Source organism: Peteryoungia aggregata LMG 23059, from assembly GCF_030814435.1.
Classification (GTDB): Bacteria; Pseudomonadota; Alphaproteobacteria; order Rhizobiales; family Rhizobiaceae; genus Allorhizobium; species Allorhizobium aggregatum.
Window position 1 is genome coordinate 117,221 of the sequence record NZ_JAUSUW010000011.1, and the last position, 13,893, is coordinate 131,113.

17 protein-coding genes are annotated in these 13,893 nt (G+C 62.5%); 7 read left to right on the top strand and 10 right to left on the bottom strand.

What is annotated here, in order from left to right; translation table 11 throughout:
- Positions 1-158 precede the first annotated feature (158 nt).
- The 3 genes from J2045_RS17930 to J2045_RS17940 all read left to right on the top strand — a co-directional run bounded on the left by J2045_RS17930 (position 159) and on the right by J2045_RS17940 (position 2,166).
- Positions 159-650 (top strand): histidine kinase, encoded by a 492-nt coding sequence (locus J2045_RS17930; RefSeq protein WP_307375269.1) that lies wholly within the window; start codon positions 159-161, stop codon positions 648-650.
- Positions 651-955: 305 nt separating this feature from the next.
- Complete coding sequence (locus J2045_RS17935; RefSeq protein ID WP_307375272.1) at positions 956-1,120, top strand: hypothetical protein; 165 nt, start codon at positions 956-958, stop codon at positions 1,118-1,120.
- Positions 1,117-2,166 carry a fatty acid desaturase gene (locus J2045_RS17940; RefSeq protein ID WP_307375276.1) on the top strand — a complete coding sequence of 350 codons (1,050 nt, stop codon included), beginning with the start codon at positions 1,117-1,119 and terminating at the stop codon, positions 2,164-2,166. Before J2045_RS17935 ends, J2045_RS17940 begins: the two co-directional genes overlap by 4 nt.
- Positions 2,167-2,170: 4 nt before the next feature.
- Here the strand turns inward: J2045_RS17940 and J2045_RS17945 are convergent, their stop codons facing one another.
- Positions 2,171-3,013: a LysR family transcriptional regulator gene (locus tag J2045_RS17945; RefSeq protein ID WP_307375278.1), complete on the bottom strand. Its 843-nt coding sequence runs from the start codon at positions 3,011-3,013 to the stop codon at positions 2,171-2,173.
- A gap of 95 nt (positions 3,014-3,108) precedes the next feature.
- On the opposite strand from J2045_RS17945, the gene J2045_RS17950 reads away from it, so the two are divergent.
- Complete coding sequence (locus J2045_RS17950) at positions 3,109-3,486, top strand: tautomerase family protein (RefSeq protein ID WP_307375282.1); 378 nt, start codon at positions 3,109-3,111, stop codon at positions 3,484-3,486.
- An 11-nt stretch (positions 3,487-3,497) separates the two neighbouring features.
- Here J2045_RS17950 and J2045_RS17955 read toward each other — a convergent pair whose 3' ends face one another.
- Positions 3,498-4,202: a helix-turn-helix transcriptional regulator gene (locus J2045_RS17955; protein ID WP_307375285.1), complete on the bottom strand. Its 705-nt coding sequence runs from the start codon at positions 4,200-4,202 to the stop codon at positions 3,498-3,500.
- A gap of 122 nt (positions 4,203-4,324) precedes the next feature.
- Between J2045_RS17955 and J2045_RS17960 the strand changes: the two genes are divergently transcribed.
- On the top strand, positions 4,325-4,960 hold the full coding sequence (locus tag J2045_RS17960; protein WP_307375287.1) for a LysE family translocator: 636 nt from the start codon (positions 4,325-4,327) through the stop codon (positions 4,958-4,960).
- Between the two features lie 31 nt (positions 4,961-4,991).
- Here the strand turns inward: J2045_RS17960 and J2045_RS17965 are convergent, their stop codons facing one another.
- The 5 genes from J2045_RS17965 to J2045_RS17985 all read right to left on the bottom strand — a co-directional run bounded on the left by J2045_RS17965 (position 4,992) and on the right by J2045_RS17985 (position 8,501).
- On the bottom strand, positions 4,992-5,300 hold the full coding sequence (locus J2045_RS17965) for a BrnA antitoxin family protein (RefSeq protein WP_307375289.1): 309 nt from the start codon (positions 5,298-5,300) through the stop codon (positions 4,992-4,994).
- Positions 5,297-5,545, bottom strand: a complete 249-nt coding sequence (locus tag J2045_RS17970; RefSeq protein ID WP_307375290.1) for a BrnT family toxin — start codon at positions 5,543-5,545, stop codon at positions 5,297-5,299. The genes J2045_RS17965 and J2045_RS17970 overlap by 4 nt, the downstream gene beginning before the upstream one ends.
- 60 nt (positions 5,546-5,605) lie before the next feature.
- Positions 5,606-5,926, bottom strand: coding sequence for a YnfA family protein (locus tag J2045_RS17975; RefSeq protein WP_307375293.1), 321 nt, complete (start codon positions 5,924-5,926; stop codon positions 5,606-5,608).
- 55 nt (positions 5,927-5,981) lie between these two features.
- The gene (locus J2045_RS17980; protein WP_246699975.1) at positions 5,982-6,788 is read right to left on the bottom strand and encodes an EAL domain-containing protein; all 807 of its coding nucleotides are present in this window, start codon (positions 6,786-6,788) and stop codon (positions 5,982-5,984) included.
- 150 nt (positions 6,789-6,938) lie between these two features.
- Positions 6,939-8,501: a helicase HerA-like C-terminal domain-containing protein gene (locus J2045_RS17985; RefSeq protein ID WP_307375297.1), complete on the bottom strand. Its 1,563-nt coding sequence runs from the start codon at positions 8,499-8,501 to the stop codon at positions 6,939-6,941.
- A 244-nt stretch (positions 8,502-8,745) separates the two neighbouring features.
- Here J2045_RS17985 and J2045_RS17990 point away from each other — a divergent pair, with 244 nt between their 5' ends.
- Positions 8,746-9,138 (top strand): hypothetical protein, encoded by a 393-nt coding sequence (locus J2045_RS17990; RefSeq protein WP_307375300.1) that lies wholly within the window; start codon positions 8,746-8,748, stop codon positions 9,136-9,138.
- A gap of 61 nt (positions 9,139-9,199) precedes the next feature.
- Here the strand turns inward: J2045_RS17990 and J2045_RS17995 are convergent, their stop codons facing one another.
- Both J2045_RS17995 and J2045_RS18000 read right to left on the bottom strand, forming a co-directional pair.
- Positions 9,200-9,847 (bottom strand): DUF2272 domain-containing protein, encoded by a 648-nt coding sequence (locus J2045_RS17995; RefSeq protein ID WP_307375302.1) that lies wholly within the window; start codon positions 9,845-9,847, stop codon positions 9,200-9,202.
- Between the two features lie 10 nt (positions 9,848-9,857).
- Complete coding sequence (locus J2045_RS18000; protein WP_307375304.1) at positions 9,858-10,808, bottom strand: hypothetical protein; 951 nt, start codon at positions 10,806-10,808, stop codon at positions 9,858-9,860.
- A gap of 354 nt (positions 10,809-11,162) precedes the next feature.
- Here J2045_RS18000 and J2045_RS18005 point away from each other — a divergent pair, with 354 nt between their 5' ends.
- Positions 11,163-11,978 carry an SDR family oxidoreductase gene (locus J2045_RS18005; RefSeq protein ID WP_307375307.1) on the top strand — a complete coding sequence of 272 codons (816 nt, stop codon included), beginning with the start codon at positions 11,163-11,165 and terminating at the stop codon, positions 11,976-11,978.
- Between the two features lie 96 nt (positions 11,979-12,074).
- Here the strand turns inward: J2045_RS18005 and J2045_RS18010 are convergent, their stop codons facing one another.
- Complete coding sequence (locus tag J2045_RS18010) at positions 12,075-13,625, bottom strand: sensor histidine kinase (RefSeq protein WP_307375310.1); 1,551 nt, start codon at positions 13,623-13,625, stop codon at positions 12,075-12,077.
- Positions 13,626-13,893 lie beyond the last annotated feature (268 nt).

Below are 13,893 nucleotides of genomic sequence, written 5' to 3' on the forward strand. Positions count from 1 at the left end.
TTCGGCAATATCGGCCCTTCGACGGGGCTGCGGTCGTTCCACGCAAAAACAGTACAACGAATCTTAATGAGCCCTTGCTAGGACTTGCCTGTTCCGGCCGCAGTGTTCTGAAGGCACCGTGCCGGCTCCCGAATATCTCTCAGCAACGGGCATTACCGATGAACAAGTTCCTCGCCGCAACCACCATTCTTCTGATTTCCGCCACGGCATCCCTGGCGGGCAGCTTCACCTTCCCAGCCGACGAGCCGGCCGCCACCGTCGAAATTCCGGATGACTGGCAGCCGACCGCGACCGATTACGGCATCGAAGGCAATTCGCCCGACGCCGGCACCTATATCTCCTTCGACATCGCCGGTGCCGAGGACATGGAACAGGTGATGACCGACGTCTTCGCCTTCCTCGAGGAAAATGGTGTCACGCCTGATCCGACGAGCCAGACGGAAAGCAAGGGCGAGCAGAACGGCATGGCCTATGAGACGCTGTCCTGGAAGGGCACGGACAAGGACGGCCCCGTAACCATCGGCGTCGGCGTCGTCACCCTGTCGGCAGAAAAGATCGCCATCGTCACCTACTGGGCCTCGGCCGAGACGGAAGAAAAGAACATTCCGGAAGTCAACAAGATCCTGGCTTCGATCAAGCCGGCCGAGTGAACCCGAAAGCGGGCGCAAGCACCCCGTGATTCGCTGTCCACCCATGCCTCAGCGCCCCGCAGCTTCTGCTGCGGGGCGCTTGTCTTTCATGCACATAGAAGCTTGAGGCTGTTTGGTGAAGGTGCAGACCCGACCACTGAAAGCGTTGTCATCCTTGAGCTCGCTGGCCGGCGCGCCATTGTCATCGTCGGATCGCAGCGCATCGTGCCATTCTCCTGACGCTCGACCAAATGCCGCAGTCGGTCGCGTGACCGAGTTCCATGGCGACAAGCCGGTCGTGATCTGATAGGAGAACGCACCCGTCCATGGGAGGACGGGCCGATTTCTCCCGTCACGAAAGCCAGCCGACCATGACCATTGCTGCGGGCCTCTCCCTCGGATGCCCCGTGTCGCACGCCTCGATTTCCAGCGTGCCGAGCCTTCCCGCCACCTTCCTCTACCTTGAAAACCTTGTGGAGGCCGGCCGATGAGCGCTGCACTCGACTACCGCGACGATCGCACGCCCGAGGACGACACGCCGGATGCCAAGGCCTGGTTGAAGATCGTCAATGCCTATCGCAAGCCCGACATCACCCGTTCGAGCTTCGAGCTTGGCATCACGCTGGTGCCCTTCATCCTGCTCTGGGCGGGCGCCTGGGCAAGCTTCCATTTCGCCTTCTGGCCGGGTCTCATCCTTGTCGTGCCGGCAGCCGCCTTCCTGCTGCGCCTCTTCATCATCCAGCATGATTGCGGCCACGGCGCCTTCTTCGCCCGCCGTTCGATCGACGACTGGACCGGCCGCCTGCTCGGCGTCCTGACCTATACCCCTTACGACTACTGGCGCCGCGCGCATGCCGAACACCATGCGACCGCCGGCAATCTCGAGGAACGCGGCGTCGGCGACATCACCACGCTGACCGTTGCCGAATACAAGGCCCTGTCGCCGCTTCGCCGCCTCGGCTACCGCCTCTATCGCAATCCGGTCGTGCTCTTCGGCATCGGCCCGATCTGGGTCTTCCTTTTGAAGCAGCGTCTGCCCTTCGGCATGATGAAGGACGGGGCTCTGCCCTGGGTTTCCACCATGGCCACCAATGCCGGCATGGTCGCGATGGCCGCGCTGATGATCTGGCTCGCCGGTCTCGATGCCTTCCTGATCGTGCATCTGCCGATCGTGCTACTCGCCGGCGCCCTTGGCATCTGGCTCTTCTACGTGCAGCACCAGTTCGAAGACACCCACTGGTCCAACCCTCCGGAGTGGCAGTTCCAGCACGCAGCCTTGCATGGCGCCTCGCATTACGACCTGCCCTGGGGCCTGCGCTGGCTGACCGGCCATATCGGCGTGCACCACGTGCATCACCTCTCCAGCAAGATCCCCTTCTACCGTCTGCCGGAAGTCCTGCGCGACCACCCGGAGCTGAAGACGATCAGCCGAATCACGCTGAAGGAAAGCTTCGCCTGCGTGAAGCTCGTGCTCTGGGACGAAGCCCGCGGACGGCTCGTGTCGTTCCGCGAAGCAAGGCGGATGGCAGTCGCCTGAACCGTCAGGTTTGGCCAAGCGCCGATAGATGCGCCGCCATTCTGAGTGCTGCCTCTGACGGCCCGGATTTTCCGGGCCGTTTTTCGATCACCGAGTAACGGATGTCGGAAAGATCAGGCAATCCTGACGCCTTAAGCGCAGCCTGACCCATGCCCGCTTCCGTCCGGCAGGCAAGCCCGAGCCCTGCCGCAACAGCAGCCTTCACCCCGTCCAGACTCGGCGTGACCAGCGCCAGCCGCCATGGACGACCAACCGCGTCCAGCGCCCGCGTTGCCGCCGAGAGAAACGGGCAGGGCGGCGTGATGCTGACCAGCGGCACCACCTCGTCTTCCAACAGCCGCGCATCACCGAACCACGCCATTGGAAAAACTGTCCCGTCCACCCCGCCGGCGGCCAGATCGCCGGCAACGACCGCCGTGTCGATGCGGTCTTCACTCATGGCCTGCAGCAATTCGCTGCTGCTGCCGATGACAATCGAAAACCGTGTCGCGCCGTCGTCCCCACGCAGGTCGGCAAGGGTCGGCTGCAACACCTGGGCCACGAAATCCTGCACCACGCCGAGCCGGATCGGTGGGCGCGATGCCGCATCAAGCTCGGCCCGCGCCGCATCGATCCGTGCCAGGATCGCCCGGCTATGGGCAAGCAGCCAGCTGCCCGTGCTGTTGAGTTTCAGCGCCCGCCCGTCCCGGTCAAAGAGCGCTTGCCCGACAATATCTTCCAGCCGCTGCATCTGCAGGCTGAGCGCCGATTCGCTGCGGTTGACCCGAAGCGCCGCCGCTGCCAGCGAACCGCAATCGGCAACGGCCACGAAACTGCGCAGGAGCGGCGAGGGAAGATCGGGAAGCATGAGTTTTCCTCAGGTCAGTCTTGGTATTATGCCGATATAAGTTGAGCATAGCGCGACTATCATGCCTCCGTAACCCTGTTTCGGAGAGTTCGACCATGCCCTTTGCCCGCCTGACCTATCACCCACCCCATCCTGATCGTGAACAAGATCTCGCTCGCGCCGTGACCGACCTCGTCGCAAACGATCTCGCCAAGCGCCACGACCTGACCTCGGTGCAGATCGAAGCGACGCCCGCGCAGACCTGGACCATCGGCGGCGAGCCGCAGGCCGCAGCGGCGCATCTCGAAGTTTTCGTCACCGCCGGCACCAATACGGTGGATCAGAAACGGCAGTTTCTAAAGAGAGCCATGGCCCTGCTGCGCGCCGAATGGCCGGAGCTTCCTGCCGCGACCTATGTCGTGGTGCATGAACTGCCCGCCACCGACTGGGGTTATGATGGCCGAAGTCAGGCGGATCGGGCTGCGGCGCAATAGGTGGCGTCCGGTCAGCCGCGTCCTGTGCCCTGGCTGGAGGTGTCCCACCCCGCGACCCACAACTTCCGCAACCTGTCGCCCTCGCGCCGGAAATGCGCCCCCGTCGCCCGGCAGTCCCTGACCCGGTCAACGCGGAAGTTGCGGATCGCCTCCCGCAACTCGCACCAGCCGACGATCACGGCCGCCTCGGCATAATGGATCACCGCGATCGGCCGGATCCGCCGCGTCGTCGCCTGCTGCTGCTCGTTGACATAGTCGATCTCAAGCGTCTCCTCGTCGCGGATCGCCCGGCGGATCATCGCAAAGTCGATGGCCTCAGGTGCCTCCGCGACCCGTCCCCAGGCATAAAGCGTGCGCGAGATGATCGCCTCTCGCAGCGGGTCGGGAAGGGCAGCCGCGATTTTGTCCAGCACGCGCGCCGAGGCCTCGCGCAGCTCAGGGTCCGCCGTCCGCTTCGTCAGCGCCATGCCGAGCACAATCGCTTCCGTCTCCTCCGGCGTGAACATCAGCGGCGGCAGGTGAAAACCGGGGCGCAGGATATAGCCGATGCCGCGCTCACCCTCGATCGGCACCCGCATCGCCTGAAGGGCGGCGATATCGCGGTAGATCGACCGCTGCGTCACCTCCAGCCGCTCGGCCATCTGCTGTGCCGTTATCGGGTGGGCAGCAAGGCGCAGGATCTGGATGATCTCGAACAGCCGGGACGCCTTGCGCATGGGTCAGACCTCACCTCAACTGACACACCTTTGTCAGTAGCCCTTGTCTAAAGCATCTCCAAAGCATTGAAAACAGGTCATTCCCTGCGGGGAGCCTGCCTATTGAAGGGGATCCTACTGACATGTCCTATGCCGAAAATCTCTGGCTCTTTTCCGCCCTGCTGGCGGGCATCATCATCGTTCCCGGCATGGACATGATCTTCGTCATCGCCAATGGCCTGACCGGCGGCCGCCGCGCAGGCATTGCCGCCACATCCGGCATCATGCTCGGCGGTGCCTTCCACACGCTGTTCGGCACGGTCGCCGTGACAGTGCTCTCGACGCTGGTGCCGCAGCTTGCCGGCCCGATGCTGGTGATCGGTTCGGCCTATATGATCTGGATCGGCTATACGCTGGCCAGAAGCGCCATCGTCATCGACGGCATCGAGGCGTCAAAGCTGCACCGGACCGCACGGATCTTCACCCAGGGCCTCATCACCTGCCTGCTCAATCCAAAAGCTTGGGCTTTCATCCTCGCCGTCTATCCGCAATTCATGCGCCCCGAATACGGCCCCTTCTGGCGCCAGGCGCTGGTGATGGGCGCGCTCACTCTCATGCTGCAGGCGCTCGTCTATGGCGGACTTGCTGTCGCTGCGGCCAAGGGGCGGGATGCACTGGTCTCCAAACCTCAGATCACCATCTGGATCGGCCGCGCTGCCGGCTGGCTGCTGGTCGTGGTGGCGGCGCTGATGCTGGTTGAGGGGTGGCGCAACTGGTGAGCAACCGGGCAGACGGAGCGGGGCAGGGGTCTTACAGCCCCACTGCCTTGCGCAAGGCCTCGTTCATCCGCGATTGCCAGCCGTCGCCTGTCGCCTTGAACCGCTCGATCACCTCGGCATCGAGCCGCAGGCTGATCGCCTTCTTCGGCGTCTCGGATTTCGGTCGTCCGAGTTTGCGATCGATCGCTTCGGCGAGATCCGGGAACACCTCGCGGAAGGGGCGAAGCTCTGCAATCTCCGCCTCGGTCATTTCGGGATTGTCGTCGACCTCTTCCCAGTCGGCCCGCGTGTAGCCCCGACCTTCTCGAAAACCGTCTGCCACAGGCTTTGTCTTCTTCATCGCAATGCCCTCCGCTCTGCCGGATTTGCGGCCCGTATGGAAATCACCGACAGCCCCTCGGTCCCGAGCCGCACGAAAATCACGGCGACCGTTCCATCCGCCAAGCGTCCAATCGCCTGCAGCCTCCCTCTCTTGGCGGGGCGGATAAGCGCCCGTTCGAAAAACTCAAGCGACAGGTCGGCGAAATCCAGCCCGTGCTTGTCGATATTCGCCAGCCGCTTCGGTTCATCCCAGACGATCACCATAGTTTATGTATATACGAAAATTCCGCAAGCCGGCATCCTGCCAATCTGGGGGCTTTCCGCTCAGGTCCGGGCAGGCAAAAGGATCACCGCCGCCCCGACGAGGCAGATTGCGGCACCCATCAGGTCGAAGCGATCAGGCCGCTGCCCCTCGATCAGCCAGAGCCAGCCAAGCGAGGCCGAGATATAGACCCCGCCATAGGCCGCATAGGCGCGCCCCGCCGCCTCCGAGGGTACGAGCGTAAGCAGCCAGGCAAAGAGAGCAAGCGACATGAGGCCGGGGATCAGCCACAGCGGCGAACGGTCAAGCTTCAGCCAGGCCCAGAAGGCAAAGCATCCGGCGATTTCGGCGAGTGCCGCGAGGGGATAGATGAGGAAGGTCATGGCGCCGATCCTGCCATGGCGGGCAGCCCGGCGAAAGGGCAGCGGTCGAGGAGCCTCAGCCGGAACGGCCCTGCAGGTTCAGCACGTGACAGACCCGCGGCAGAAGCTCTGCCTCCTTCGGGAAGCACACGAAGAAGCCCTGCACGCTGTCGAAGCCCAGCTGCACCGCCGTTTCCATCTGGTCCTCGTTCTCCACGCCGGCCGCCGTGACGATCAGGCCGAGATCGTGACCAAGCGCAATCACGTGCCGAACGATCGCCTTGTCGACAGGATTGGTGAGCGCGCTGCGCATCAGCCCATGATCGATCTTCAGGCGCCGGAAGGCGTGGTTTCTGAGTGCCGAAAGCCCGGCATGAGTGGCGCCGAAATTGTCCATGGCCAGCGCGAAGCCGCAATAATGCAGCCCTTCCAGTGCCAGCCCCACCTGCTTGGCGAGCGGGCCGTAAAAGGCCGGCTCCGCCACCTCGATCTCCAGCATGTCGGGCGTGAGGCCAAAATCCTGCACCATGTCGCTGAGACGCATGGCGAAATCGCCGGCACAGAGATCGAAGGCCGTGGCATTGACGCTGATTCGGCCGAAATCATGTCCCTCGGCCCGCCAGCGTGCGGCCTGCCGCAGCGTGGTCGACAGCACGAAGTCGCGGATCGACAGCGATAACATCGGATCGCGGAAAACGGAGCGGAAGTCCTGCGCCGCAGCCAGCGTGCCCGGTCCCAGGCGCCAGCGCAGCAGGGTTTCGACGCTGTCCACTTCGCGGTGATCGACGGAATAGATGGGTTGATAAGTGAGCTCGAAGCGACCGCGTTCCAGCGCGCGCTTCGCATTATTGACCAGAACGATGTGGTCCAGGCTGCTGTCCAAGATCAACCTCAGGGTCTGCCTGCCATCCGACAGGCGAATTGTACCGATGCACTATATATCAGGGATGGTTGCACGGAGGTGAACAAAAACTGGTGCAAAAGGGTGAGCTTTCGTCACTCAGTTCTTGTGTTTTGCGTAAAATAGGCGTGGTCAGCGCCGCAGGCTGCCCAGGATGCCGCGCACCAGCGCCCGCCCGACAGAGGTTGCGACAGAGCGCGCCGCGCTCTTCATCGCCGCCTCAACCACGGTTTCGCGCTGATAGCCACTGGACCGTTTCGTCGTGCTGCGCCCTGAGGATGTCTCCTTGGGCTCGTCGCCGAAGCCCGGAAGCGTCCAGCGACCTGCCGCGCTGTCGCCGCCTTCTGCCTTCTCCTCTGCCGCCTTGCGGGCCGCCTCTGCCTCGGCGGCCTTCCTGGCGCGGGCTGAAAGGATCTCGTAGGCCGATTCCGAATCAAGATCGACGTCATACTGGCCGGCAACCGGCGACAGGTTCATCACCTTCTGCCGCTCGCTGTCGGAGATCGGGCCGACCTTGCCCGAGGGCGGGCGGATCAGCGTGCGCTCGACCATGGAGGGGATGCCCTTGGCCTCCAGCGTCGAAACCAGCGCCTCGCCGATGCCGAGCTGGGTAATCGCCTCGGCACAATCGAAGGCCGGGTTCGGCCGGAAGGTATCGGCGGCCGTCTTCACCGCCTTCTGCTCGCGCGGCGTATAGGCGCGCAGCGCATGCTGCACGCGGTTGCCGAGCTGGGCGAGCACCGTTTCCGGCACGTCGAGCGGGTTCTGCGTGACGAAATAGACGCCGACGCCCTTGGAGCGGATCAGCCGCACCACCTGTTCGACACGCTCGATCAGCACCTTCGGCGCATCGTTGAACAGCAGATGCGCCTCATCGAAGAAGAAGACGAGCTTCGGCTTGTCGAGATCGCCGACTTCCGGCAGTTCCTCGAAGAGTTCCGAGAGCAGCCAGAGCAGGAATGTAGCGTAGAGCCTCGGGTTCATCATCAGCTTGTCGGCGGCAAGGATCGAGATCGCCCCGCGCCCGTCATGCGTCGTGCGCATGATGTCGGTCACTTTCAGCGCCGGTTCGCCAAAGAAATTCTCAGCGCCCTGCTGCTCGAGAATCAGCAAGCCTCGCTGCAACGTGGCGATCGAAGCCTTGGAGATGAGGCCAAACTGGCTGGAAAGCTCGGTGGCATGCTCTGCCATATAGGTGAGCAGCGCCTGCAGGTCCTTCAGGTCCATCAGCGGCAAGCCGCCGTCGTCGGCGATCTTGAAGGCAATGTTGAGCGCGCCCTCCTGCGCCTCCGAGGCATTCATCAATCGCGAGAGCAGCAGCGGCCCCATCTCGGCCACCGTCGTGCGCACCCGGTGGCCCTTCTCGCCATAGAGATCCCAGAAGATCACGGGAAATTCGGAGGGCGCATAATTGGTAAAGCCGATCTGCTCCGCGCGCTGGGTGATCCAGTCCTTCGGCTCGCCCATGGTCGCGATGCCCGAGAGGTCGCCCTTGATGTCGGAGGCAAACACCGGCACGCCGGCTTCCGAAAAGCTTTCCGCCAGCACCTGCAGCGTCACGGTCTTGCCGGTGCCGGTGGCCCCGGTCACGATGCCATGGCGATTGCCATATTTCAGCGCCAGATATTCCGCCTTGTTCAGGCTGTCGTCCGGATTGCGGCTGGTGCCGAGATAGAGCGAACCTTCTTGCAGCATGCGGACGTTTCTCCCTGCGTCATCAAGACTTGAGCTTGCTCTTATAGGAGGACTGTGGAACATCGACAACGGTCGGATGTCTCACCTTGGTACGGTCGTTGGCGTCAAGGCGGTTTCGGGTGCTCTGCCAGGTCCGTCCTGTCCCCGGCAATTTTTGTCACCCCAGGGCTGGACCGCTTGAGTTCACCGTGAACATCCATTACGTTGACGTTAACGTCAAAATCGCCTCAGGAGGACTTCGAGAATGAGCGAAATCGTCACCCGTATCGCCGACAATGTCGGCATTTCCCCGGAAAAGGCCGAAACGGCGCTCGGCATGATGCTCGGCTTCCTGCAGCGCGAAGCCGCTGACGGGCCGGTCGCCAAGATGATCGAAGCCATCCCCGGCGCCATGGAACTGGTGGCCGCCCATAACGGCGAAGGTACAGGCGGCGGCGGCCTGCTCGGCGGCCTGATGAGCGCCATCGGCGGCGGCGGCATCATGGGCCTCGGCCAGCAGCTGATGTCGCAAGGCCTCGGCATGGGCGAAATCTCGACGCTCGCCAAGGAAACCATGGCCGTCGCCCGCGAATATGCGGGTGCGGATGTGGTGGACGAGGTTGTGGCCTCGGTTCCGGGCTTGAGCCAGTTCGTCTGAGACGAGACGTGGGCGTTTCCTCGGTGGAACGCCCACAATTGCCGGGCCTCTGCGGGTTACCTCAGATATTGTTCTCTATGTGAACAATCCACCCGTCAGGATCGATCAGGCTACCCTTTTGATCGATCTTGACGGTGGCCTGCCCCACGGATTGTCCCATATTGCCGCCGATGACATAAGCCTCTCTTTCGGCAAGGTTGATGCCGACGACAATGTCGGAATGGCTTTCAAACCAGCCCTGGGTTGCGAGATTGTCATAAGTGACTGAACTGGCGCCACCGCCGCGGGGCCTTGCAATGAGATCCCCGACCTTCAGCGCCTTTTCCCCGAGCCTGTAGGCGACCAAGGGAGCGGAGAGTTTGTTGGCTGCTCTATTCTTGGCGGCCCGTATCATCCAGGCAGCATGGCCGGATGAATAGGGAAACTTGTTGCCGGCCCCGGCCATGTTCATGCAATAGGATATGAACGCCGCGGACCATGGAAGCCGCGTCTCCCCGTCGAGTTTCTTGCGGATGGGGTCGTGGTCTTTGACAAGCCGGGCATAGTCGGTGCTGCTGATCGAAAGCCAGTAGTCGCCGACACGGTCGCAGTAAGGCTGCACCCTTTCCTTGTTCTTGCCGTCGACAAGCTTGTCGCTACGCCCGAGGTCCTTGCCGAAGAATGTCCATTCGCGAAGTGCTATTTCCATCAATGCGCTGTGTATCGACATCGTGTGATCCTCAATCCAACGGTAGTTTGGAATCGCCCAGCAACACGCCGGCGAACCTGTTTTCTGAGATCAGTGTCTCTATGTTCTGGCGCACGAGTTTTCGCCGGCTTTCATAATCGGGTGCGCCGATCTGAAAGAGCGCGTCGAGCTTTGTTTCAAATGTATTGGCCTTGAGCGCCGCCTTGATTGTTTCGGGGCCGCCGCGCGACTGGTGGATGATGTCGGAAACCCAGATCGCCAACTCAGGGCGTTGGCCTGCGAGACCATATTTGCTGGAGGCCGACTTCACCTTTCGCCGCATGATTTGCATGGAGACCCGGACAGAGGCATCAACGGCGGTTTGATGGTTCATCAGCCAATGCATCAGTTTGGCGGCATTCAATGCTTCGCGTTCGCCAGCGTTAGCCGTGTCCGGATTCAGATAGTTCATAAAGCCGAGGATCTGTTTCTCGATTTTGCCGTTCGGTCGATTGACGGTTGTCACGGTTTCGAGCGATGCCAGTGACCCGCCTGGCAGCACTTGGTGAACGACGCCATTCCTCAGAGTGAGGTCGGGAAAGTAATCTTCTGCATCGGGCTGCGACAGCAATTCACGGAACAGAAGGATTAGATTGTCGTTCGGCGTGTGGGCTGCCAGTTGATAGAATCCAAACGTAAACCGGGCGCGATCATACGTGTTCACTGTTAGATGACGCCCCCCGCTTTCCCCCATGATGGTCGGCCAGGCAAAATGAGCCCAGAGCCCGATCGTGGTCGCGGCCTGATGCCTATTGTACATCAATTGCGGCAGTTGGTTCGCAACTTTGGTCTGTGACAACCCCCTGTGGTCTCCATCGCCATCTGAAAAAGGTACCGTATAGCCGACAATAAAGGGCTCTGCGTTGCTTGCTTCCTGAGCAAACCACTTGTTGCCCCTCTTCTGCGGGGCGCCATCATGGGTGATTGCAAAGATCTTCGACATTGCCTGCCCCCGATTTAGCATCATTCATGGGCGTATAGCTGCCAAACGAGCCCGATATATCGGTCATTTTGGCAAGCATAATATTGGGCCGCAGAAAGGTATTTCCTTGCCGCAGCGGTTATGGAGACAATTTGAATTGAGTAATTAGGTAAATATTATTCAGCTTGGATGGTTTTTTGTCAAGTTGCGCGTAACGGTGATGCTACTTTTAATGGATTGATATTTCGATTTTCATCGCCGCTGCCGCCATCTCCAGCATGATCCGCCGCGACGACTGACCCTGCCGCCCTTGCGCGCCCTCCCGAAACCATCAGGATAAGCCTTGAGGAATCACGGCCATCGGGAGGCAACAGCATGGGCAGACTGGACAACAAGATCGCCGTCGTCACCGGCGGCACGCAGGGGCTGGGCGCAGAAGTCGCCCGCCTGTTTGCCGAGCGGGGTGCGGGCGGCCTCGTCATCTGCGGGCGAAGCCGCGACAAGGGCAAGGCGAAGGCGCGCGAGATCGCGGAGCGGTATGGCACGCCGGTCCATTTCGTCGCCGCCGATCTCGGCCAGGTCGCGGATTGCCGCGCCGTCATTGCCGCTGCGGGTGAAAAATTCGGCCGCATCGATGCCCTGGTCAATGTCGCCGCCATCACCGATCGCGGCACCATACTCGATACCGACGAGGCGCTGTTTGATCGCATGTTCGCGATCAACACCCGCGCCCCCTTCTTCCTCATCCAGGAGACGGTGAAGCTGATGCTGCGCGATGGCATCGAGGGCAGCATCGTCAATATCTCCTCGATGTCGGCGATGGCCGGCCAGCCCTTCATCGCCGCCTATTGCGCCTCCAAGGGCGCGCTCGACACGCTGACCCGCAACGTCGCCTTCGGCCTTCTGAAAAACCGCATCCGCTGCAATGCCTTGAACATCGGCTGGATGGCGAGCGACGGCGAGGACCGCATCCAGCGCGAACATCACGGCGCGCCCGATGACTGGCTGCAACAGGCCGCCGCCCGCCAGCCCTTCGGTCGCCTCGTCGATCCGGCCGAAGTGGCGCGCGCCTGCGCCTATCTGTCGTCGGAAGAAAGCGGACTGATGACCGGCGCCACGATCAATTTCGACCAGTCTGTCTGGGGTGCCTATGAAGACAGCCCGCACCCGAAGGAGAAGATGAGCGTCTGAGAGACAGATGGGGGGAAATAGCTGAGAAGCGACGGGCGAGGGCAGAAGGCAGAGAGACGCAAGGGGGAGGCAGGAGGCAGCCCCGGCCGGCATCCCTCACAGGGTGAAGCGGATCGTGTAGGTCGTGCCGTGGTCGGAGGCCCGCGTCATCTCGCCGTCGATCTGCCGGACAAAGGCATCGACCAGGCCGGTGCCGGAGCGGCGGGATGAGGCCTGTGCCATGCCGATCCCGTCGTCGGCCACCGTCAGGCACGCCTGGCCGTCCCCGGTCTCTGCCAGAACCAGGCGGATGATCCCCTGGTCCCGTCCGGCAAAGGCGTGTTTCACGGCATTGGTGACGAGTTCGAGCGCGGCGAGCGCGAGAGGCGAGGCCCGGTCGGCCGGGATCAACATGCCCTCGGGCAGGCTTGTCTGCAGGGAGATCCGGCTGTCCTCCGGCACCAGGGTTTCCGGGTCGCAGGCACGCTCCAGCAGCGTGCCGAGATCGATCCGTTCGCCGTGGTTCGAGCGATAGAGCAGGTCATGCACCTCCGCCAGCGCCTGGATCCGTCGCTGCAGGTCCTGCGGATCGAAGCTGCCGCGCCGCGCCTGGATATTGATCAGGCTCGTCACCAGGGCGAGATTGTTCTTCACCCGGTGGTTCATTTCGCGCACCAGTTCGGCCCGCTGCTGCGCCAGGCTTTGCGCCTCGGCGAGCTTCAGCGCCTTGAGCTCGGCCTCCATCTGCGCCTCCACGCTGCGCCGCGCGAGCGCCGAGGCAATCAGCGTAAAGGCACCCATGGCCAGCATCAGGATCCAGACGGGCAGGGAGTTCAGCACGGTCGCCGTCAGGATCGCCTCTGTCGGCACGCCAAAATTGACCACCAGCGGCAGGTCGCCAATCCGGTTGTAAGCGTAGATCCGCCGTACGCCGTCGGAAATAGCGACCACCTCATAGGTGCCGGAACTGGCGCGGGTAAGGCTTTGCCGCGCCGGCGTATCCTCCGGCAGCCAGACGGGCTCGCCAGGCTCGTGCCGCACCAGAAGCTTGCCGTCGTCGCGCATCAGCGAGGCCGATTCCCCCTCTCGCGTGGTGATGCTGTCGAGGAAGCTGCGGCTGCTTTCGGTCGCCATCGAGGAGACGATCAGGCCGCGAAAGCTGTCGGTGACAAAGGGGCGGGCGACGATAATGGCGTCCTCATCGCCCGGCTGCAGCTTGATCCGGTCGATGAAGACCGCGGCCCCCTCCCGGATCGCATCGATATAGTCGCGCTGCCCGAAACGGGTGGAAGCGGGAAACTGCTGGCTGGACGCGAGCACCGTGCCGTCCAGCGCCACGACCGCCAGCCCATAGTCGTTCGGGTCTGCCGTATCGAGGCGCGTCAGGAAACGGTGATAGCTTTCGGAGCGTAGGAAGCCTTCGGGTTCCGTCGCGGCGCGGGCCTGTGCGGCCCGGTGTTTCACCGTCTGGGTTTCCAGCAGTCGCTGCGAATACTGGCGCACCAGTTCCACGGTATCGACCGCATGATCCGTGGCGATGGCCCGCTGGTCGCGCCAGGCGATTGCCCCCCAGATCAGGCAGCCGATGATCGGCAACAGGACGCTTCCGATCTGGATGGTCCGGAACCAGCGCAACACCATATCGGGACCCCAGACCGTCAAGGCCATACGTCCTCCAATGCCATCGTGAAAATATTTAAGTGCCTGTTCATAAAGCAGGTTGCAGGGTGCTTTGCAACCTGCCCGGCACCACGCCGATCGCATCATCCCGGCGGTCGGGAACGAGCCGGACCCGGCATTGGTTGGAGGGTAGGGTGAGGAGTGAACCGGGCATCGCCCTCATCGAAGCCGTTGCGCTGGAAAGCGATGGGACGCTGAGCATCATCAAGGCGCCGAGGTGGCGGCCGACCGCCTCGCGCGGCCCGGTGAAACCGCC